20 protein-coding genes are annotated in these 20,999 nt (G+C 70.1%); 3 read left to right on the top strand and 17 right to left on the bottom strand.

Annotated elements, in window-relative coordinates; translation table 11 throughout:
* Position 1 precedes the first annotated feature (1 nt).
* Positions 2 to 484 carry a methylated-DNA--[protein]-cysteine S-methyltransferase gene (locus tag AC07DF_RS38455; RefSeq protein ID WP_478981698.1) on the top strand — a complete coding sequence of 161 codons (483 nt, stop codon included), beginning with the start codon at positions 2 to 4 and terminating at the stop codon, positions 482 to 484.
* Here AC07DF_RS38455 and AC07DF_RS38450 read toward each other — a convergent pair.
* The 4 genes from AC07DF_RS38450 to AC07DF_RS38435 all read right to left on the bottom strand — a co-directional run bounded on the left by AC07DF_RS38450 (position 481) and on the right by AC07DF_RS38435 (position 3,698).
* Positions 481 to 1,212, bottom strand: a complete 732-nt coding sequence (locus AC07DF_RS38450; protein WP_478981696.1) for an SIR2 family NAD-dependent protein deacylase — start codon at positions 1,210 to 1,212, stop codon at positions 481 to 483. The two genes, AC07DF_RS38455 and AC07DF_RS38450, sit on opposite strands and share 4 nt — an antisense overlap.
* Before the next feature lie 99 nt (positions 1,213 to 1,311).
* Positions 1,312 to 1,806, bottom strand: coding sequence for an NUDIX domain-containing protein (locus AC07DF_RS38445; RefSeq protein WP_478981694.1), 495 nt, complete (start codon positions 1,804 to 1,806; stop codon positions 1,312 to 1,314).
* 28 nt (positions 1,807 to 1,834) lie between these two features.
* Positions 1,835 to 2,350, bottom strand: a complete 516-nt coding sequence (locus tag AC07DF_RS38440) for a hypothetical protein (protein WP_478981692.1) — start codon at positions 2,348 to 2,350, stop codon at positions 1,835 to 1,837.
* Positions 2,351 to 2,627: 277 nt separating this feature from the next.
* On the bottom strand, positions 2,628 to 3,698 hold the full coding sequence (locus AC07DF_RS38435) for an ADP-ribosylglycohydrolase family protein (RefSeq protein WP_478981690.1): 1,071 nt from the start codon (positions 3,696 to 3,698) through the stop codon (positions 2,628 to 2,630).
* Positions 3,699 to 3,899: 201 nt separating this feature from the next.
* On the opposite strand from AC07DF_RS38435, the gene AC07DF_RS38430 reads away from it, so the two are divergent.
* Positions 3,900 to 5,018 (top strand): glycerate kinase family protein, encoded by a 1,119-nt coding sequence (locus AC07DF_RS38430; protein ID WP_478981895.1) that lies wholly within the window; start codon positions 3,900 to 3,902, stop codon positions 5,016 to 5,018.
* A gap of 256 nt (positions 5,019 to 5,274) precedes the next feature.
* On the opposite strand, the gene pssA is transcribed toward AC07DF_RS38430, so the two are convergent.
* The 9 genes from pssA to AC07DF_RS38385 all read right to left on the bottom strand — a co-directional run bounded on the left by pssA (position 5,275) and on the right by AC07DF_RS38385 (position 16,237).
* A complete protein-coding gene (gene pssA / locus AC07DF_RS38425) occupies positions 5,275 to 6,054 on the bottom strand; it encodes a CDP-diacylglycerol--serine O-phosphatidyltransferase (RefSeq protein WP_478981893.1) in 780 nt (259 codons plus the stop codon).
* A gap of 58 nt (positions 6,055 to 6,112) precedes the next feature.
* The gene (locus tag AC07DF_RS38420; protein ID WP_003994082.1) at positions 6,113 to 6,769 is read right to left on the bottom strand and encodes a phosphatidylserine decarboxylase; all 657 of its coding nucleotides are present in this window, start codon (positions 6,767 to 6,769) and stop codon (positions 6,113 to 6,115) included.
* A gap of 170 nt (positions 6,770 to 6,939) precedes the next feature.
* Entirely contained in the window at positions 6,940 to 8,145 is a 1,206-nt protein-coding gene (locus tag AC07DF_RS38415; RefSeq protein WP_399016321.1) for an acyl-CoA dehydrogenase family protein, read from the bottom strand.
* Between the two features lie 2 nt (positions 8,146 to 8,147).
* Complete coding sequence (locus AC07DF_RS38410; protein WP_478981891.1) at positions 8,148 to 8,660, bottom strand: MaoC family dehydratase; 513 nt, start codon at positions 8,658 to 8,660, stop codon at positions 8,148 to 8,150.
* A gap of 5 nt (positions 8,661 to 8,665) precedes the next feature.
* Positions 8,666 to 9,628 carry an HpcH/HpaI aldolase/citrate lyase family protein gene (locus tag AC07DF_RS38405; protein WP_382486804.1) on the bottom strand — a complete coding sequence of 321 codons (963 nt, stop codon included), beginning with the start codon at positions 9,626 to 9,628 and terminating at the stop codon, positions 8,666 to 8,668.
* Positions 9,625 to 11,775 (bottom strand): protein meaA, encoded by a 2,151-nt coding sequence (locus AC07DF_RS38400; RefSeq protein ID WP_478981686.1) that lies wholly within the window; start codon positions 11,773 to 11,775, stop codon positions 9,625 to 9,627. Before AC07DF_RS38400 ends, AC07DF_RS38405 begins: the two co-directional genes overlap by 4 nt.
* A gap of 8 nt (positions 11,776 to 11,783) precedes the next feature.
* Positions 11,784 to 13,121, bottom strand: a complete 1,338-nt coding sequence (gene ccrA, locus AC07DF_RS38395) for a crotonyl-CoA carboxylase/reductase (protein ID WP_478981888.1) — start codon at positions 13,119 to 13,121, stop codon at positions 11,784 to 11,786.
* A gap of 385 nt (positions 13,122 to 13,506) precedes the next feature.
* Positions 13,507 to 14,316, bottom strand: a complete 810-nt coding sequence (locus tag AC07DF_RS38390; protein WP_382486801.1) for a TetR family transcriptional regulator — start codon at positions 14,314 to 14,316, stop codon at positions 13,507 to 13,509.
* Positions 14,317 to 14,431: 115 nt separating this feature from the next.
* Positions 14,432 to 16,237 (bottom strand): 3-hydroxyacyl-CoA dehydrogenase family protein, encoded by a 1,806-nt coding sequence (locus AC07DF_RS38385; protein ID WP_478981684.1) that lies wholly within the window; start codon positions 16,235 to 16,237, stop codon positions 14,432 to 14,434.
* Positions 16,238 to 16,602: 365 nt separating this feature from the next.
* Between AC07DF_RS38385 and AC07DF_RS38380 the strand changes: the two genes are divergently transcribed.
* On the top strand, positions 16,603 to 17,178 hold the full coding sequence (locus AC07DF_RS38380) for an adenylosuccinate lyase (RefSeq protein WP_478981682.1): 576 nt from the start codon (positions 16,603 to 16,605) through the stop codon (positions 17,176 to 17,178).
* A gap of 1 nt (position 17,179) precedes the next feature.
* On the opposite strand, the gene AC07DF_RS38375 is transcribed toward AC07DF_RS38380, so the two are convergent.
* The 4 genes from AC07DF_RS38375 to AC07DF_RS38360 all read right to left on the bottom strand — a co-directional run bounded on the left by AC07DF_RS38375 (position 17,180) and on the right by AC07DF_RS38360 (position 20,910).
* Positions 17,180 to 17,683, bottom strand: a complete 504-nt coding sequence (locus tag AC07DF_RS38375; protein WP_478981886.1) for an N-acetyltransferase family protein — start codon at positions 17,681 to 17,683, stop codon at positions 17,180 to 17,182.
* Positions 17,684 to 17,703: 20 nt separating this feature from the next.
* Entirely contained in the window at positions 17,704 to 18,102 is a 399-nt protein-coding gene (locus tag AC07DF_RS38370; protein ID WP_478981679.1) for a RidA family protein, read from the bottom strand.
* 56 nt (positions 18,103 to 18,158) lie between these two features.
* Complete coding sequence (locus AC07DF_RS38365) at positions 18,159 to 19,736, bottom strand: alpha/beta hydrolase (RefSeq protein ID WP_478981677.1); 1,578 nt, start codon at positions 19,734 to 19,736, stop codon at positions 18,159 to 18,161.
* A gap of 136 nt (positions 19,737 to 19,872) precedes the next feature.
* Positions 19,873 to 20,910 (bottom strand): Rv2578c family radical SAM protein, encoded by a 1,038-nt coding sequence (locus tag AC07DF_RS38360; RefSeq protein ID WP_478981675.1) that lies wholly within the window; start codon positions 20,908 to 20,910, stop codon positions 19,873 to 19,875.
* Positions 20,911 to 20,999 lie beyond the last annotated feature (89 nt).

Below are 20,999 nucleotides of genomic sequence, written 5' to 3'. Positions count from 1 at the left end.
GATGAAGCACCACACCGTGACCGACAGCCCCTACGGCCCCCTCACCCTCGTCGCCGACGACGGAGTCCTGTGCGGCCTCTACATGACCGGCCAGCGCCACCGCCCGCCTCAGGAGACCTTCGGCACCCGCGACGACACCCTGTTCGCGGAGGCGGAGGAACAACTCGAGGCGTACTTCGCGGGCGAGCTCAGGGAGTTCACCGTCGAACTCCGCCTGACGGGCACCCCGTTCCAGCGCACCGTCTGGGAGCGACTGAGCCGCATCCCGTACGGCGAGACCCGCACCTACGGCGAACTCGCCCACGCCCTCGGCACCCCCACCGCCTCCCGCGCGGTCGGCCTCGCCAACGGCCGCAACCCCATCGGCGTCATCGTCCCCTGCCACCGCGTCATCGGCGCGAACGGCAGCCTCACGGGCTACGGCGGCGGCCTGGAGCGCAAACGCCGCCTGCTGGAGTTCGAGAGCGGGGCCGCGCTGTTCTAGGCGGCGTCGCCGAGGCGGCGCAACAGCTCGGGCAGGGCCGTTCCGATGGGTTCCCGGACGATCTCGTCGGCGCGCTCGTCGTACGGCGTCGGCTCGGCGTTGACGATGATCAGGCGGGCGCCGTGGTCGGCGGCGACACCGGCGAGGCCGGCGGCGGGCTGGACCTGGAGGCTCGTGCCGACGGCGATGAACACCTGGCAGGCCTTGCTGATGGCGGCCGCCTCGCCGAGGACGACGGGGTCGAGCCGCTCGCCGAACATCACGGTCGCCGACTTCAGGACACCACCGCACTCCAGGCACGGCGGATCGTCCTCACCGGCCTCGACCCGGGCCAGCGCGTCCTGCATCGGGCCGCGGACGTGGCAGCCGGTGCACACGAAACTCCGTGCCGTGCCGTGCAGTTCGAGGACCTTGCGGGCGGGCATCCCGGCGAGCTGGTGCAGCCCGTCCACGTTCTGCGTGATCACCCGCACCGGCACCCCCGACCCCTCCAGGTCGGCGATGGCCCGGTGGGCGGCATTGGGCTCGGCCCGCAGCGTCCGGTTCTTGCGCCGCATCTGCCACGACCGCCGCCGGATCTCCGGATCGCCCATGTAGTACTCGTACGTCACGAGCTTCTCGGCCTCCGGATCCCGCCGCCACAGCCCGTTCGGACCGCGGTAGTCCGGGATCCCGGAGTCGGTGCTGATACCGGCACCGGTGAGCAGGGCGACGAGGGGCTTGGCCATGATCCGAGGGTAGGACGCCGGGCCACACGGAGCGAACGGATATCCGAGAGGCGTGCTGCGCCGATCGATCAGGTGGCGCGGCGCAGCCCCACCGCCCCGTCAGCCGACCCGCCGGCCGTTCTCCAGCTCCGCCGTGCCCGAGCCGTCCGCCAGTACGTCCAGGGCGGTGAGGACGCGGCGCCCGAGGGCGCCCGGGAGGTAGTCGGTCAGCTCCTCGCGCGGTACGAGGCGCCAGGACAGCAGTTCCTCCTCCTGGAGGCGGATCGCCTTGAGGGCGTCCTCGCCGAGCACCCCGCCGTCGTACAGATACGCCACCAGCGGCGGACGCCCAGGCCCGTGCACCCAGTCCACCGCCAGGAGCCGGCCGAGCTCACGGTCCAGGCCGATCTCCTCGGCCGTCTCGCGCCGCGCGCCCTGCCGCGGGGTCTCGCCGTCGTCCGACTCGATCGTGCCGCCGGGCAGCGTCCAGCCGTCCCGGTAGTTGGGCTCGACGAGCAGTACCCTGCCCTCGCCGTCCCGGAACAGCGCGGCAGCACCGGCCAGGACGCGGGGCAGGGACGCGATGTACGCGGCGAAGTCAGCAGAGGTGGTCATTGGGGCAGGGTAACCACCGGAAGCCGGCTCAGCCGCAGGGGAAGACCCGGTCGGACTTGTAGTTGATGTAGAGGCTGCTGGAGGTCGAGCCCATCTTGGCGGTCACCGGGGCGCAGGCGAAGCTGGAGACGCGCACCGGGCCCGCGTACTCGCTGAAGTTGCCCGAGTCCGGGTCGCAGGACGTACCGCCCACCTTGCAGACCTGCACGTACATGTACTGCGCCTTGCCGACGTTGTTGTCGAGGATGACGCAGCCCTTGCCGCCGTTCTCGTAGGAGAAGAGGGTCGCCAGGCGCTCGGCGGGGTCGGTGCCGAGGGGCAGCGGAATGCCCTTCTTCAGCGTGTAGCCGGTGCCGCAGACGTTGGCCGCGGCCGCGGCGGCAGCCGGGTCGGCCTGCGCGAGGGCCACGGTCTCGGCGTCGGCCCCGGCCGAGAGCGGCACCGACGGCTGTTCGACGGCGACGGCCTGCGGCGCGGTGAGCACGGCGGCGGACAGGACGGTCGCGGAGGCGGCGGCACGCAGGGCGGTTCTGAGACGAGACATGACAAGCAGACGCTTTCTGTCGGGCGCGAGGAAGCGGACCGGATGACTGGAAATGATCGACTGGCTCGATGGCCAGATCACTTTACGGTCGGGTTTGATCGACATCGTCAGGCGATGAGTAAGTGGCCGGAATCAGCCGAATGGAAGCGCTTTCAAGCGGAACGGCCGGGAGCGCCCGGAAGCCGTGGCCGATGCTGAGCCTCGATGAGCCCCGGATCCCCAAGCGGAAGACCAAGTCCGGCACCGCCACCGGCCGGGAATGGCCGGTTCTCCACGGTCAGGCCGCCGGCTCCGCCAGCCGCAGCGTCCGCTCCGCCAGCTCGCTGATCCGCACCCCGTCGAACCCGAACACCGCACTGCGGACCGTGTCCTCCAGCGGCGCCTTCCAGTGGTCCGGGATGGCGGCCGCCCCGCCGAACACGCCCACCACCGAACCCGCGGTCGCCCCGTTGGAATCGGTGTCCAGGCCGCCCCGGACAGTCAGGGTGATGGTGCGCGTGAAGTCGCCGTCTCCGTAGAGCAGGCCGGCGGTCAGCACGGCGGCATTCGGAACGGTGTGGATCCAGCCCATCCCGAGGGTCTCCTCGGTGATCGTGGTGAGCGTGTCCTCCCAGGACATCCGGGTGTCGTGCAGGGAGACCACCCGGCGTACCGTCCGGGCCAGACGGCTGCTCGCCGGGATCACGGTCAGGGCCTGGTCGACAGCGTGCCGCACGGTGGGCGCCGTGAACGCCGCCGAGATCAGCGCCGCCGCCCACATCGCCCCGTAGACCCCGTTGCCGGTGTGCGACAGCACCGCGTCCCGCCGGGCCAGCGAGGCGGCCCGGCGCGGCACGCCCGGGCAGGTCCAGCCGTAGATGTCGGCCCTGATCAGCGCCCCGATCCACTCCTGGTACGGATTGTCGTACGTCGCCGTCAGCGGCGGCTTGAGCCCGTCGGCCAGATTGCGGTACGCGGCCCGCTCGGCGGTGAACGTCTGCAGGTACGGCAGCCGCAGCAGCCACAGGTCGCCGACCTGCTCGGTGCTGAAGCCGAAGCCGTGGGTCTCCAGCAGGTGGAGGCCGAGGATCGCGTAGTCGACGTCGTCGTCGCGACAGCTGCCGTGGATCCGCCCGCGCACACACTGGCGCCACTCGGGCCGCAGCGCGGACTCGTCGTCGCCGATGGGCTCGGGCAGGTAGTCGGTCAGGGGGAGGGCGGCGGCCTTTCTGAGGTAGCGGTCGATGCGGTCGCGCGTCCAGACCTCGCCCTGTTCGACCGGCTTGCCGAGCATGTTTCCCGCGATACGGCCCAGCCAGCCGCCGAGGATGCGGTCGGCGAGCGCTGCTTCGGTGTCGACGAGCGTCATGGTTACGGTCTACCCGTTTCCACGGGATCGCCCGAGGGGGTGGGGCCGCAGGTCCAGGAGTCGGGCAGATGCTGACGGCCGGGGCGTCCTGAGGTTAAGGTCGCAGCGGCGCGACTGGCCCTGACGTGCGTGAGGGCCCGGAGAGCAAGGGGAGTGCAAGTGGCGGACGCTGCAGTGAGCGGTACCCGAACGACGCAGCGGGTGCTCGTCGCCGCGGACAAGTTCAAGGGGTCGCTGACGGCCGTGGAGGTCGCCGAGCGGGTGACGGCCGGGCTCCGCCGGGCCGTGCCGCACCTCGAGGTCGAGGCGCTGCCCGTGGCCGACGGCGGCGACGGCACCGTGGCCGCGGCGGTCGCGGCCGGGTTCGAGCGCCGGGAGGTACGGGTCGCCGGCCCCCTCGGCGGTGAGGTGACGGCGGCGTTCGCGCTGCGCGACGGCACCGCGGTCGTGGAGATGGCCGAGGCGAGCGGGCTCCAGCGGCTGCCCGCCGGCGTCTTCGCCCCGCTCACGGCGTCCACGTACGGCTCCGGCGAGCTGCTTCGGGCCGCCCTGGACGCGGGTGCCCGCACGATCGTCTTCGGGGTGGGCGGCAGCGCCACCACGGACGGCGGCGCCGGAATGCTGTCCGCGCTGGGCGCCCGGTTCCTGGACGCCGACGGTGAGCCGGTACCGCCGGGCGGCGGCGGCCTCGCCGATCTGGCCACGGCCGACCTCTCGGGCCTCGACCCGCGCCTGACCGAGGTCGAGCTGGTCCTCGCCAGCGACGTCGACAACCCGCTGACCGGCCCGAAGGGCGCGCCCGCGGTCTACGGCCCGCAGAAGGGCGCCTCGCCGGACGACGTGGCGGCTCTGGACACCGCCCTCGCGCACTTCGCGAAGGTGCTGGAGGGGCCGGCCGGTCCGAAGGCCGCCGAGTACGCCGCCTCGCCCGGCGCGGGCGCGGCGGGCGGCATCGGCTACGGCGCCCTGCTGCTGGGCGCCAGGTTCCGCCCCGGCATCGAGGTGATGCTCGACGTCCTGGGCTTCGCCCCCGCGCTGGACCGTGCCGACCTGGTGATCACGGGCGAGGGTTCCCTCGACGAACAGACCCTGCACGGCAAGGCCCCGGCGGGCGTCGCCGCGGCGGCCCGGGCCGCCGGCAAGGACGTGGTAGCGGTCTGCGGCCGCCTCGCCCTGCCCCCGGAGGTACTGGGCCGGTCCGGCTTCCGCCGGGCCTACCCCCTGACGGACGCGGAGCCGGACGTGGCGAAGTGCATCGCGGACGCGGGCCCGATCCTGGAACGGGTGGCGGAGTGCATCGCGAGGGACTTCCTGACCTGAGCGGACTTCTGTCCGGCTGATTCTGGCGGCCGGTGGGCCGGGTGCGGGCCGGTGGGCGTTGCTCGCGCAGTTCCCCGCCCCCCGGGGCGACGCCGCCCCCCCGGGGGCGCGGGGAACTGCGCGACCCGCCACGACGGCGCCGCAGCCGATGCCCGGGGGTCTGGGGGCGGAGCCCCCAGGGACATGACCCCCACGAACCCGGACATGCGAAGGGCCCCGAACCGAATCCCGGTCCAGGGCCCAAGCCAGTGCGACGCTACGGCTGCGCCGCCCGCGCCTCCCGCCGGCTGCCACGGAAGTTGTTCACCCGCCGAGCCGTCGCGAACAGCGGAATCACCGCCCCCATGACCAGCTGAAGCGCACACCCCGTCTGCAGCAGCAGCTGCCCGCTCGGCGCGTCGAACGCCCACGCCGCCAGCAGCCCCATGCTCAGCACGATCCACGACAGCATCGCCACGGCGAGCCGCCCTCGCGGCTTCGGGTACTCGACCCGGCTCACCATCAGCCACGCCGTCCCCAGGATCGCCAGCAGCGTCGCCACGAAGGGCAGCTCCAGCAGCACGATCGACACGACCGTCAGCGCCCCGAACGGCGACGGCATGCCCTGGAACGTGCCGTCCTTGACCGTGACGCAACTGAACCGCGCAAGCCGCAGCACCACCGCCAGCAGCACGACGATCGCCCCGACCGCCGCCACCCGCTGGTGCGCGTCGTCCGCGACCATGCCGTACACGAGGACGAAGTACGCGGGCGCCAGGCCGAAGCTGATCAGGTCGGACAGGTTGTCCAGCTCCGCGCCCATGGGGGAGGAGCGCAGCTTGCGCGCCACCAGACCGTCGAACAGGTCGAAGACCGCCGCGCAGAGCATGAGGATGACCGCCGTGGCCGCGCTGTGGCGGGCCATGCCGGTCTCCTGGCTGCCCGTGAGGTGCGGGATCAGGATGCCGGTGGTGGTGAAGTACACCGCCATGAAGCCGCACGTGGCGTTGCCGAGGGTCAGGGTGTCCGCTATCGACAGGCGAAGAGAGAGGGGCATCTCCTCTTCTTCGTCGACCTCGTCGGCCTCCGGGACCCAGCCGGCCTTGGTATCAGGATCAATCACGGTCAATGCGAGTCACCCCCGCCACGGTCTTCTGACCGACCTCGACCGCGACCTCCACGCCCTCGGGCAGGTAGAGGTCGACACGCGAGCCGAAGCGGATCAGGCCGATCCGCTCGCCCTGCTCGACCTTGGTGCCCTGGGGGACGTAGGGAACGATGCGACGGGCGACCGCGCCGGCGATCTGGATCATCTCGATGTCGCCGAGCTCGGTGTCGAAGTGCCACACGACCCGCTCGTTGTTCTCGCTCTCCTTGTTGAAAGCGGGAACAAAGCCACCGGGGATGTGCTCGACCGACGTCACCGTGCCGGCCAGCGGCGCGCGGTTGACGTGCACGTTGAGCGGGCTCATGAAGATCGCGACGCGGGTGCGGCCGTCCTTCCACGGCATGATGCTCTGCACCACACCGTCGGCGGGCGAGATGACCCGGCCCTGGGTGATCTCGCGCTCGGGGTCGCGGAAGAACCACAGCATTCCCGCCGCGAGCGCGGTGGCGGGAACGGCGACGGCCTTGGCGGCGCCGGAGCGGCGGGCACGGGCCAGGCTGAGGGCTGCGGTGGCGACGGTCGGAAGGAGCCACGGCGATGCTCCGCGCGCGAGGCGTACGCCGGCCCGGCTGTCGCGTGGTGCAGAGGTTTGGCTGTGGGGCATGGATGACCTTCGTAGCGGATGAGGCCGCACTCTGACGGGGGACGGCGGCTTTCCGGCGATCGTAGCGGCTCGGGGCCGTAACTGGGTAAGCCAGGCAGCCGAGTCGGCGGCTGAAGAGTGCTGACGGGGTGTGATCTTCTTCTCCAAGAAAACACCCCGTATCCGGACATCTAGCCCTGGAATCGATACTCTTCGAGCAGTCGCCGACCGATGATCATTTTCTGGATCTCGGCGGTACCTTCACCGATGAGCAGCATCGGCGCCTCACGGTAGAGGCGTTCGATCTCGTACTCCTTGGAGAAGCCGTAGCCGCCGTGGATCCGGAAGGCGTCCTCGACGACTTCCTTGCAGTACTCGGAGGCGAGGTATTTCGCCATGCCGGCCTCGAGGTCGTTTCGCTCCCCGGAGTCCTTTTTGCGAGCTGCATTCACCATCATCGCATGCGCGGCCTCGACCTTGGTAGCCATCTCGGCCAGCTTGAACTGGATCGCCTGGTGCTGGGCGATCGGCTTCCCGAAGGTGTGACGCTGCTGCGCGTACTGGACACCCAGTTCGAACGCACGCTGAGCGACGCCGCAGCCACGCGCCGCCACGTTCACGCGCCCGACCTCCACGCCGTCCATCATCTGGTAGAAACCACGGCCGGTGACCCCGCCGAGCACGCGATCCGCAGGAATCCGCAGGCCATCCATGATGAGTTCGGTGGTGTCGACCCCCTTGTAACCCATCTTGTCGATCTTGCCGGGGATGGTGAGGCCGGGCCGGACCTCACCGAAGCCGGGCTCCTTCTCGACGAGGAAGGTCGTCATCGACTTGTGGGGCGCGGTGCCCTCGGGGTGACCTTCGTCACTTCGGACCAGAACGGCCACCAAAGACGACGTTCCGCCGTTGGTCAGCCACATCTTCTGGCCGTTCAGGACGTACTCCTCGCCGTCCCGCACCGCCTTCGACGTGATCGCCGAGACGTCCGAGCCGAGGGCCGGCTCCGACATCGAGAACGCGCCGCGAATGTCGCCCGCCGCCATCTTCGGCAGGAAATGGTCCTTCTGTTCCTGCGTTCCGTGCTGCTTGAGCATGTACGCCACGATGAAGTGGGTGTTGATGATGCCGGACACCGACATCCACCCGCGGGCGATCTCCTCCACGCACAGCGCGTACGTCAGGAGAGACTCGCCCAGGCCCCCGTACTCCTCGGGGATCATCAGGCCGAACAGGCCCAACTCCTTCAGCCCGTCGACGATCTGCTGCGGGTACTCGTCGCGGTGCTCCAGCTCCGTCGCGACCGGGATGATCTCCTTGTCCACGAAGTCCCGGACGGTGGACAGGATCTCCTGCTGGATGTCCGTCAGACCGGCGGTCTGGGCGAGTCGCGCCATGGCTACTTCTCCTGCTCCTTGAGCTCGGGGCGGCCGGGCTGCTCGCCGCCGCGCTCCTTGATGTAGGTCTCGGTCGGCACCATGACCTTGCGGCGGAACACGCAGACCAGCGTGCCGTCCTGCTTGTAGCCCTTGGTCTCGACATAGACGATGCCGCGGTCGCTCTTCGACTTCGACGGCCACTTGTCGAGCACGGTCGTCTGGCCGTAGACGGTGTCGCCGTGGAAGGTCGGCGCCACGTGCTTGAGCGACTCGATCTCCAGGTTGGCGATGGCCTTGCCGGAGATGTCCGGGACCGACATGCCGAGCAGGAGGGAGTAGATGTAGTTGCCCACGACGACGTTCTTGCCGAAGTCCGTCGTCTTCTCCGCATAGTTGGTGTCCATGTGGAGGGGGTGGTGGTTCATGGTGAGGAGACAGAACAGGTGGTCGTCGTACTCCGTGACCGTCTTGCCCGGCCAGTGCTTGTACGTCGCCCCGACCTCGAACTCCTCGTAGGTGCGTCCGAACTGCATCGTCGTCACGCCTCCGGGATCTCGAACTTGCTGGTGCGCTGCATGCCGGCGGCGCGTCCCTTGCCGGAGACGACCAGGGCCATCTTGCGGCTGGCCTCGTCGATCATCTCGTCGCCGAGCATCGCGGAGCCCTTCTTGCCGCCCGCCTCGGACGTGTAGTAGTCGTACGCGTCCAGGATCAGCTCGGCGTGGTCGTAGTCCTCCTGCGAGGGCGAGAAGATCTCGTTGGACGCCTCGACCTGGCCCGGGTGCAGCACCCACTTGCCGTCGAAGCCGAGCGCGGCGGCGCGCTGGGCGACCTCGCGGTAGCCGTCGATGTTGCGGATCTGGAGGTAGGGGCCGTCGATCGCCTGGAGGTTGTTGGCGCGGGCGGCCATCAGGATCTTCATCAGGATGTAGTGGTAGGCGTCCGCCGGGTAGCCGGGCGGCTGCTCGCCCACGACCAGCGACTTCATGTTGATGGAGGCCATGAAGTCGGCCGGGCCGAAGATGATCGTCTCGACGCGCGGGGAGGCCGTCGCGATCTCGTTGACGTTGTTCAGGCCCTGCGCGTTCTCGATCTGCGCCTCGATGCCGATCTTGCCGACCTCGAAGCCCATCGTCTTCTCGATCTGCGTCAGCAGCAGGTCGAGGGCGACGACCTGCTGGGCCGTCTGCACCTTCGGCAGCATGATGCAGTCGAGGTTCTGGCCGGCGCCCTCGACGACCGTGACGACGTCCCGGTACGTCCACTCGGTCGTCCAGTCGTTGACCCGCACGACGCGCGTCTTGCCCGTCCAGTCGCCCTCGTTCAGGAACTTCACGATGGTGTGCCGCGCCTCGGGCTTGGCGAGCGGGGCGCACGCGTCCTCCAGGTCGAGGAAGACCTGGTCGGCCGGGAGGCCCTGTGCCTTCTCCAGGAAGCGGGGGTTCGAGCCCGGTACCGCCAGGCAGGAACGCCGGGGGCGAAGGCGGTTGACCGTGGTCATGCGGGGACCTCCAGGGGGTCGAGCTTGTTCGCTTTCCGGATCTCGTCGACGATGCGGCCGATGATTCCGGTGATGTCGAAGTCCTTCGGGGTGAAGACGGCGGCCACTCCGGCTTGCCTGAGCTGCTCGGCGTCACCATTCGGGATGATGCCACCGGCGATCACGGGTATATCTGTGGCACCGGCCACACGGAGCCGTTCGAGGACGTCCGGGACCAGCTGGGCGTGCGAGCCGGACAGGATGGACAGGCCGACCGCGTGCACGTCCTCCGCGAGGGCCGCGTCCACGATCTGCTCGGGCGTCAGCCGGATGCCCTGGTAGACCACCTCGAAGCCGGCGTCCCGCGCGCGGACCGCGATCTGCTCGGCGCCGTTGGAGTGCCCGTCCAGGCCCGGCTTGCCGACCAGGAAGCGCAGCTTGCCGACTCCCAGGTCCTTGGCCGTGACGTCCACCTTGCGGCGGACCAGGTCCAGCGTGCTGCCCTCCTCGACCGGGACGGCCACGGGCGCCGACGAGACGCCCGTCGGGGCGCGGAACTCGCCGAACACCTCGCGCAGGGCCCCGGCCCACTCGCCGGTCGTCGCCCCGGCGCGGGCGCACTCCAGGGTGGCCTCCATGAGGTTCTCCGTGCCGCGGGCGGCGTCCTTCAGCCGTTCCAGCGCCTTGCAGGGGCGCGGGTGGTTGAAGGGCGGCTGGTAGCGGTTGTCGCGCCACTGCTGGAGCGAGGCGATGACGCGGGCCTCGACCTCCGGGTCGACCGTCTGGATCGCGGTGTCCAGGTCGGCGGTCAGCGGGTTCGGCTCGGTGCCCTCGAAGGCGTTGACACCGATGATCTTCTCCTGGCCCGACTCGATCCGGCCCCGGCGTTCCGCGTGCGAGGCGACCAGCTGCGACTTGAGGTAGCCGGACTCGACGGCCGCCATCGCGCCGCCCATCTCCTGGATGCGGTCGATCTCCGCGAGGGCGGACTCGACCAGTTCCTCCACCTTCGCCTCGATCACCTTCGAGCCGTCGAAGATGTCCTCGTACTCCAGCAGGTCGCTCTCGTAGGCCAGCACCTGCTGGATGCGCAGCGACCACTGCTGGTCCCAGGGGCGGGGCAGGCCGAGGGCCTCGTTCCAGGCGGGGAGCTGCACGGCACGCGCGCGTGCGTCCTTGGAGAGGGTCACGGCCAGCATCTCGAGCACGATCCGCTGGACGTTGTTCTCCGGCTGGGCCTCCGTCAGGCCCAGCGAGTTGACCTGGACGCCGTAGCGGAAGCGGCGGTGCTTGGGGTTCTCGATGCCGTACCGCTCACGGGTGACCTGGTCCCAGATGCGGCCGAAGGCGCGCATCTTGCACATCTCCTCGACGAAGCGGACGCCCGCGTTCACGAAGAAGGAGATACGGCCGACCACGTCGCCCATGCGCTCCTGCGGCACCTGGCCGGAGTCGCGCACGGCGTCCAGCACGGCGATCGCGGTGGACATCGCGTACGCGATCTCCTGCACCGGTGTGGCGCCCGCCTCCTGCAGGTGGTAGCTGCAGATGTTGATCGGGTTCCACTTCGGGATGTGGGAGACCGTGTACGCGATCATGTCCGTCGTCAGACGGAGCGACGGCCCCGGCGGGAACACATGGGTGCCGCGGGACAGGTACTCCTTGACGATGTCGTTCTGGGTCGTGCCCTGGAGCTGGGTGATGTCCGCGCCCTGCTCCTCGGCGACGACCTGGTAGAGCGCCAGCAGCCACATGGCCGTGGCGTTGATGGTCATCGAGGTGTTCATCTGCTCCAGGGGGATGTCCTGGAACAGCCGGCGCATGTCACCGAGGTGCGCGATCGGCACACCGACCCGGCCGACCTCGCCGCGGGCGAGGATGTGGTCGGAGTCGTAGCCGGTCTGCGTCGGCAGGTCGAACGCCACCGACAGACCCGTCTGGCCCTTGGCGAGGTTGCGTCGGTACAGCTCGTTGGACGCCTCGGCCGTGGAGTGACCGGCGTAGGTGCGCATGAGCCACGGCCGGTCCCTTTCTTTTTGCGCCTGTGCCCGAGGGCGCTCTGTGCCCGTGTCGACGTTCCTCAGCCCGCGGTCGCTTCGCTCCCTTGTCTTCGTCTCTTTCGACACGGGCGCGCCCTCGGGCACAGGCGCGGTCTGACGCTCAGTCATCTGTGACCTCAGATGTTCCGGAAGCGGTTGATGGCGTCGATGTGCTGGGCGCGCTTCTCGTGGTCGCGCACGCCCAGGCCCTCCTCGGGGGCCAGCGCGAGCACGCCGACCTTGCCCTGGTGGAGGTTGCGGTGCACGTCGAACGCGGCCTGACCGGTGTCCTCCAGGGAGTACACCTTCGACAGGGTGGGGTGGATCTTGCCCTTCGCGATGAGCCGGTTGGCCTCCCAGGCCTCGCGGTAGTTGGCGAAGTGCGAGCCGATGATCCGCTTCAGCGACATCCACAGGTAGCGGTTGTCGTACTCGTGCATGTAGCCCGAGGTCGAGGCGCAGGTGGTGATGGTGCCGCCCTTGCGGGTGACGAAGACCGAGGCACCGAAGGTCTCGCGGCCGGGGTGCTCGAAGACGATGTCGATGTCCTCGCCGCCGGTGAGCTCGCGGATGCGCTTGCCGAAGCGCTTCCACTCCTTGGGGTCCTGGGTGTTCTCGTCCTTCCAGAACTTGTAGCCCTCGGCGTTGCGGTCGATGATCGCGTCGGCGCCCATCGACCGGCAGATGTCCGCCTTCTGCTCGCTGGAGACGACGCAGATCGGGTTGGCGCCGCCGGCCAGCGCGAACTGGGTGGCGTAGGAGCCGAGTCCGCCGCTCGCGCCCCAGATGAGCACGTTGTCGCCCTGCTTCATGCCGGCGCCGTTGCGGGAGACCAGCTGCCGGTAGGCGGTGGAGTTGACCAGGCCGGGGGCGGCGGCCTCCTCCCAGCTCAGGTGGTCGGGCTTGGGCATCAGCTGGTTCGACTTGACCAGCGCGACCTCCGCGAGGCCGCCGAAGTTGGTCTCGAAGCCCCAGATGCGCTGCTCGGGGTCGAGCATCGTGTCGTTGTGGCCGTCGCTGGACTCCAGCTCGACGGAGAGGCAGTGCGCGACGACCTCGTCGCCCGGCCGCCAGGCGTTGACGCCCGGGCCGGTACGCAGGACGACGCCCGCGAGGTCGGAGCCGATGACGTGGTACGGCAGGTCGTGGCGCTTGGTGAGCTCGCTGAGCCGGCCGTAGCGCTCCAGGAAGCCGAACGTCGACAGCGGCTCGAAGATCGAGGTCCACACCGAGTTGTAGTTGACCGAGGAGGCCATGACGGCCACCAGGGCCTCGCCCGGGCCGAGCTCCGGGACCGGAACCTCGTCCAGGTGGATCGACTTGCGGGGGTCCTTGTCGCGGGTCGCGAGGCCCGCGAACATCTCCGTCTCGTCCTTGTGCACGGTGATCGCGCGGTACGACTCGGGGAGCGGGAGGGCGGCGAAGTCCTCCGACACGGAGTCGGGCGACTGGATCGCGGCCAGGATGTCCTTCATGGTCACGGTGTTGCCTCCGGCGGTGTGCGCCCTGAGGGAGGGGCGCTGAGGGTTACGTCGTTGCTGCTGAGGGTTGAGGGTGTGCCGTCGGTTCGGCGGTGGTGCTGTTCGGCAGCGCTTGGTGGCGCGGGAGGTTGCCTGTGACGCAGGCGTCCGGGCGAGCAGGCGGTGGGCTTGCTGGGACGTCGCCCGGACCTCTCCAACGTATGACACCGCGTGTCACCCCGCAAGGCACTGAGTGCCAGAACTTGCTCTCAGATGAAATCTTTACGTAACAAATGAGCGATGATCGATCGAATGGCCTCGGCGAGGCACGTCAAAACGCCCTCTGACATGCCAAAACGGCCACCCCGGGGGTGGCCGTCATCACAGTGGTGCGAGCTGCTCAGCGCTCCTTGAGTGCCTGCTCGATCGTCCTCATGACCTCGTCCAGAGGAGCGTCGGTACGGGCGACGGTCACCAGCACCTCGCCCTGGGCCGACGCCGTGGCCGCGGCCGGCTGCGGGTCCGTGGAGCGCCCGGCCCCGATGCCCGTGCCGAAGGTCTTGCGCACGATCGCGAAGGCGTGGTCCAGCTGCGTCTCCACGTCCCCCTGCCCGCCGGCCCGCAGCCAGCGCCGCAGGACGTGGTTGTGGGCGGTGACCACGGCGGACGCGGCGACCTCCGCCAGCAGCGGGTCGTCGTTGGCGTCGTCGGCGTGCGCGCGCTCGTCGAAGTGGCCGAGGAGATAGCGGGTGAACAGCCGCTCGTAGCGGGCCACCGAGGCGATCTCCGCCTCGCGCAGCGTGGGCACCTCACGCGTCAGCTTGTAGCGGGCGACCGAGATCTCGGGCCGGGCCGCGTACATCTTCATGACTTCCTTGATGCCGCGGCACACCGTGTCGAGCGGATGCTCGTGCGCGGGCGCGGCGTTGAGCACCGCCTCGGCGCGGATCAGGGTGTCGTCATGGTCGGGGAAGATCGCCTCTTCCTTGGAGCGGAAGTGGCGGAAGAACGTGCGGCGGGCGACCCCGGCCGCCGCCGCGATCTCGTCGACGGTGGTCGCCTCGTACCCCTTGGTCGCGAAGAGCTCCATCGCGGCGGCCGCCAATTCCCGGCGCATCTTGAGCCGCTGGGCGGCGGCGCGAGAGCCTGCGGCGCTCTCCGGAGCGTCGGTCGTAGCTGGTGTACGTGAGGACTTGGCGGGCTGGGGCATGCCCTGAACGTACTGCATGTGCGCAGCTCGCTGCGCATGGCCTGGTTCGTGGAACCGGTCCGGGCCGAGCAGGCCACCCCACTCGGAGCCGGACCGGAACCAGTCGCCGGGACCCTCAGCGCTTGGCATATTCGCGGAAGCCACGGCCGGTCTTGCGGCCGAGGCAGCCCGCGGCCACCAGGTGCTCCAGCAGCGGCGCCGGGGCGAGCCCCGGGTCACGGAACTCGCGGTGCAGGACCTTCTCGATGGCGAGCGAGACGTCCAGTCCGACCACGTCCAGGAGCTCGAACGGGCCCATCGGATAACCGCCGCCCAGCTTCATCGCCGCGTCGATGTCGTCGAGGGACGCGTAGTGCTCCTGCACCATCTTGATCGCGTTGTTCAGGTACGGGAACAGCAGCGCGTTCACGATGAAGCCGGCCCGGTCACCGCAGTCGACCGCGTGCTTCCTGATCCGTCCGCAGACCTCACGGACCGTCGAGTGGACGTCGTCGGCCGTCAGCACCGTACGCACGACCTCGACCAGCTTCATGGCCGGCGCCGGGTTGAAGAAGTGCATGCCGATCACGTCCTGCGGACGCGAGGTGGCACGGGCGCAGGCGACGACGGACAGGGACGAGGTGGTGGTGGCCAGGATCGCGCCCGGCTTGCAGACCTTGTCCAGCGCGGCGAACAGCTGGCGCTTGACCTCCAGGTCCTCGGCGACCGCCTCCACGGCCAGGTCGACGTCGGCGAAGTCGTCGTACGTGCCCGTCGGCGTGATGCGCTCCAGGGTCTGCGCGGCGGCCTCGGCGGTCAGCCGGCCCTTGTCGACCGAGCGGGCCAGGGACTTGCCGATCCGGGCCTTCGCGGCCTGCGCCTTCTCCTCGCTGCGCGCCGCGAGGACCACGTCGTACCCGCCCTTGGCGAAGACCTCGGCGATCCCGGAGGCCATCGTGCCCGAGCCCGCGACACCGACCGAGCGGACCTCCCGGCCCGCGGTCAGGCTGCCGCCCTCCAGCGGGGTCAGCGCGTCCCGCACGACGACCGAGCTGCCCGGCGCCTCGTAGGTGTAGAAGCCGCGCCCCGCCTTACGGCCGGTCAGGCCCGCCTCGCTCAGCTGGGCGAGGATCGGTGCCGGCGCGTGCAGACGGTCGCGGGAATCGGCGTACATCGCCTCCAGGACCGTGCGGGCGGTGTCGACGCCGATCAGGTCGAGCAGCGCCAGCGGCCCCATGGGCAGCCCGCAGCCCAGCCGCATCGCGGCGTCGATGTCCTCGCGGGAGGCGTACTTCGCCTCGTACATCGCGGCGGCCTGGTTGAGGTAGCCGAACAGCAGTCCGTCGGCGACGAACCCGGGGCGGTCGCCGACCGCGACGGGCTCCTTGCCCAGGTCCAGGGCGAGGTCGGTGACCGCCGTGACGGCCGCCGGCGCGGTCAGCACCGAGGAGACGACCTCGACCAGCCGCATCGCCGGGGCCGGGTTGAAGAAGTGCAGGCCCAGCACCCGCTCCGGACGGGAGGAGTCGGCGGCCAGCCGGGTGACGGACAGGGCGTTGGTGCCGGTCGCCAGGATCGTCTCGGGGCGCACGATCCCGTCCAGCTCCCGGAAGATCTGCTGCTTGACCTCGTACGACTCCGGCGCCACCTCGATGACCAGGTCGGCGTCGGCCGCCGCCCGGAGGTCGGTGGAGGTGCGGACCCGGGCGAGGATGTCCGTACGGTCCTGCTCGGTGAGCCGCTCGCGCTCGACGCCGCGGGCGGTGGAGGCCTCCAGGGTGGCGAGGCACTTCGCGGCCTGGGCCTCGCTGATGTCGATGCCGACGACCTCGCGGCCGGCCTTGGCGAGGACCTCGGCGATGCCGGTGCCCATCGTGCCGAGGCCGACGACGGCGATGGTCTGCAGCGGGGACTGGGACGGGTCGGAAAGGGGAGTGGCCATCGCGGGACTCCAGGAATGAGGGTGACGACGGGGAACACGCCCGGGTGCGCCGAGGGGCGCACCGGGTGCGTGAGAAAAACGCGGGTGTTGCCGGGCCGCAAGCGCACACGCCCGGTGAAGGGAGGACCGGCCCTGTCCCGGGGCCGAGTCGCACCGCGGTACCTGAGGTACCGAACCGACTTCCCCCACTGCCTTAAGGGCGTGGGAGGTACCCCCATCACGGCGGCCGCGTCACCAGACCGCCGCGAGGAAATACGAGTGGGTAACTCGCTCGTCTGAGCTTAACTGGCGGGTAACGAGCGCGCCAGCCCTCGTCTTTGTGATGTACGTCCCGCGCAGCTCGCGGCCCACCTACCCTCTCACTCATGGACGAAGAGTTGCGATCACTCACGCTGCGCTTACGGCAGGAGTCGGGGGCGGTGCCCGCGTTCGAGCGGCTGGTGGCGACCGATGACGTCGACGCCCTGGCAGGTGTGCTGACCGAGCCCGGACAGCAGCTGTGGGCGAGGGAGCTGGCCGCGTTCCGGCTGGGGCTCGCGGGGGACCGGCGGGCCTTCGAGGCCCTGGTGCTGCTGCTGAACCACCGTGACCCGCCACGCTGCGCCTCCGCCGCCTACGCCCTCGCCCGGCTCGGCGACCCGCGCACCGCCCGCGCGGCCGCCGCGCTCGCCACCAACGAACTGCGCGTCGCCTACGCCCTCCACCCCGTACGGCTCCTGGTTGAACTGCGCGCCCCGGAGGCCGTGCCCGCGCTGATCACCACCCTGCGGCGGCGGCTGCGGCCGCACGACCCCTACCGTCGGGTGGCCCTCGCCTGTGTGGACGGGCTCGGCACGCTCGGCGACGCCCGGGCCAGGCCCGTCCTGGACGAGGCCCTCGCCCATCCGGTGCTCGCCGAGGCGGCGGTGCGAGCGCTGGGGAGGATCCCGAAGCAGCGGTGAGTCAGCGGAGGAGCGGTCTCGCGTAGCGCACCTCGGGGACGGTGGTGCCCTCCACCTCGAAGGGCTCCTCGGCGCCGTCCGCGAGAAAGCCGGCCCGTTCGTAGAAACGGCGGGCCCGGCCGTTCCCCTTGAGGACCCACAGGAGCATCCGGCCGTGTCCCGCGCGGGAGCAGCGCTCGACCGACTCCGCGAGCAGCGCCCGCCCCACGCCGCGCCCCAGGTGTTCCGGGTGGACGTAGACGGCGTACAACTCGGCGTCCGGCGTACGGACTTCACCGTCCCGGTACGGCCCGTGGCAGGCCCAGCCGACGAGTTCGCCACCGGCGTCCTCGGCGACCAGGTTCACCACGCTGTCGTCGCCCTGCGCGAGGTGCGTCCGGCGGCGCTCCGCGTCCTCGGCGACGCTCAGGCCGTCCAGGTACGCCTGCGGGATCAGGCCGCGGTACGCGCTCTGCCAGCCGTGAATGCGGATCTCCGCGACACGGTCGCAGTCGGCGAGCGTCATCTCCCGGATCCGGAGCACCTTCACTCCGCCACCACCGCGAACGCCTCGACTTCCATCAGGAACTCCGGCCGCACCAGCCCGGCGACCCGCACCGCGGACGCGGCCGGCAGCCGGTCGTCGGGTATGTGCTCGGCGCGGGCGGCTCGGATGGCCGGCATATGGGCCATGTCCGTGACGAAATAGGTGAGTTTGACGACGTCGTCGAAGGTCGCCCCGGCCGCGGCCAGGCAGCGCCCGAGGTTCTCGAAGACCTGGCGGGCCTGCGCCGCCGGGTCGCCCTCGCCGACCAGACCGCCCCGCTCATCGAGCGCGAGTTGACCGGCGACGGCCACGAAACGGCCGGTGCCCATGACCACGTGGCTGTACTGGGCAGCGGCAGCGACCCCGCCGGGGGCGGGAATCCTCGTCAGCGCACTCATGGGCCCATAGTGCACCACGGGTCTGACAGTGCCCGACCCGACGGACGGTCAGGGGCTCAGCCGCGGAAGCCGAGCAGGCGGTGGAGTGTCGAGCCGCGTGCGGAGACCGACGCCGTCTTCGATGTCAGTGGCTCGGGGTCCGGCAGGGTGTCGCAGGTCGCGTCCCGTGTGCCGATGCCGCGCGGGACGGTGCCGTCGGACAGGTAGGTGGCCAGGTACTTGTCCAGGCAGGCGTTTCCGCTCAGTGTGATGCCGTGGTTGCCGCCGCCCTGCTCGACCACCAGGCTGGAGCGGGCCAGCAGGTCATGGACGGTGACGCCGCCCTCGTAGGGAGTGGCCGCGTCGTTCGTCGCCTGGAACAGCAGGGCGGGAGGCAGCTGACCGTTGGCGATGCTCACCGGACGCGCCCCGTCGGCCGGCCAGAACGCGCACGGTGCGTTGTACCAGGCGTTGTTCCAGGTCATGAACGGCGCCTTCTCGTACGCCGCCCAGTTGTCCTTGCGCCACTGGTGCCAGTCACGCGGCCAGAACGCGTCCCGGCACTGCACGGCGGTGTAGATGCTGTAGCTGTTGTCGTCGGCGGCGTCGATCGCGCCGAAGTTCTTGTACACCTCGACCAGCGGGGCCGTGGTCTTGCGGTTCACATAGGCCGCGAACGCCTCCGCCAGATAGGGCCAGTAGCCGTTGTAGTAGGTACCCGGGACGAAGGTGTCCTCCAGCTCCGCGGCACCCACCCTGCCGTTCGCCGGGTTCTTGGCCAGCGCCGCCCGCATCGCGTACCAGGTGGCTTCGATCTTCTCCGGGTCGGTGCCGAGCCGGTACCGCGCGTCGTGCTTGGCGACCCAGGCCATGAAGGCGCGGTGGCGGTCGTTGAAGGCGTGGTCCTGGTTGAGGTTGGCGGTGTACCAGACGTCGGTGGGGTCGACGATCGAGTCCAGGACCATGCGCCGGACGTGCTGCGGATACAGCCGCCCGTAGACCGCGCCCAGATAGGTGCCGTACGAGTAGCCGAAGTAGTTGATCTTCCGCGCGCCCAGCGCCCGCCGGATCGCTTCGATGTCGTGCGCGGCGCTGACCGTGTTGATGTGCGGCAGCAGGTGCCCGTACTTCTCGCCGCAGGCGACGGCGAATGACTTGGCGCGGGCGAGGTTGGCCCGCTCGGCCTCGGGGGTGCTCGGCACGGAGTCCGGGCGCACCGGAGTGAAGTAGCCGGGCTCGCAGTCCAGCGCGGGCGTGCTCTGGCCCACTCCGCGCGGGTCGAATCCGATGATGTCGTACTGGGCCGCGACCTCCTTGGGCAGTGAGGTCGCGACGAAACCGGCGAGCGTCAGACCGTCGCCGCCGGGGCCGCCGGGGTTCACCAGCAGCGGACCCTGGAACCGCTCGGCGGTGTGCGGGACGCGGGACAGCGCGAGGCTGATCTGCCGACCGCGCGGGTTCGCGTGGTCGAGCGGCACCTTGACGGACGCGCACTGGAGCATCGGATAGTCGGTGGTGCCGCACTTCTTCCAGGCGGGTTTCGCAGCGCGAAGGGTTTCCGCCGAGTGCGGTGCGCTCGCCTCGGCGGGCACGGCCGCAATGCTCCCGGCCAGCGCGACGGCAGCGCCGCACAGCACGGCTGCGCGTGTTCTCATGGAGTCCTTCCAGGGCGGAGAGGCGTCGGACCGCGGAGTTCACGGTCATCGCCGATTCGTCCCGGCAAGCGGCTCCGGAAGAACGTGTTCTGTCAAGACTTGACCCGATTGGGCCGCGAGATGCGCTCGAACGCTCCTATATGAGCGACAGTTGGGTGGCTTTGGACGTCGGCGGCTCGGCCGGTTCGGGTGGCCGGATCCGGCGCGGCGGGTCCGCGCGGGTGGGCCCGATGCCGTACTCCTCCGCCAGTTCGTGGACCTGACGGGTGATCCGGCGCTGGTACCACTTCGGGGCGTAGGAGCCCTCCGCGTACAGCCGCTCGTACCGGGACACCAGATGCGGATGCTCCCGGCCCAGCCAGGCCATGAACCACTCGCGGGCGCCGGGCCGCAGGTGGAGCACCAGGGGGGTGACGGACGTGGCGCCGGAGGCCGCGATCGCCCGTACAGTGGCCCGCAGTTGGGCCGGCTGGTCGCCCAGGAACGGGATCACCGGCGCCATCAGCACCCCGCAGCCGATGCCGTGCTCGCCCAGGGTCCGTACGACGTCCAGGCGCCGCTCCGGCGCGGGCGTGCCCGGCTCGACGGTGCGCCACAGCTCGGGGTCGGTGAAGCCGACCGAGACGGATATGCCGACGTCGGTCACCTCCGCGGCCTGCCTGATCAGGTCCAGGTCGCGCAGGATCAGCGTGCCCTTGGTCAGGATCGAGAAGGGGTTCGCGTGATCGCGCAGGGCCGAGATGATGCCCGGCATCAGGCGGTAGCGGCCCTCGGCGCGCTGGTAGCAGTCGACGTTCGTGCCCATCGCGATGTGCTCGCCCTGCCAGCGCCGCGAGCCGAGCTGCCGGCGCAGCAGCTCGGGCGCGTTGATCTTGACCACGATCTGGGTGTCGAAGCCGAGGCCCGTGTCGAGGTCGAGGTAGCTGTGCGTCTTGCGGGCGAAGCAGTACACGCACGCGTGCGAGCAGCCGCGATAGGGGTTGACCGTCCACTGGAACGACATCCGCGAGACCGCCGGCACCCGGTTGATGATCGAACGGGCCCGGATCTCGTGGAAGGTGATGCCCGCGAACTCCGGCGTGTCGATGGTGCGGGTCGTCACCGCGTCCGCGCCGAACAGCGCGGAGTCGGCCCGGCTGTGTTCGGAGTCCGTTGTGAGGTTCTCCCAGCGCATGACGCCTCCTCGGTAGCACTGACCACAGAATAGAACACATGTTCTCTTGATCGTGCGAGGGTGTTTTACGAACGTGTTCGACCGGGTTC

It is taken from the genome of Streptomyces sp. NPDC044719 (assembly GCF_056433405.1).
This window is presented reverse-complemented; position numbering and strand designations above follow the sequence as displayed.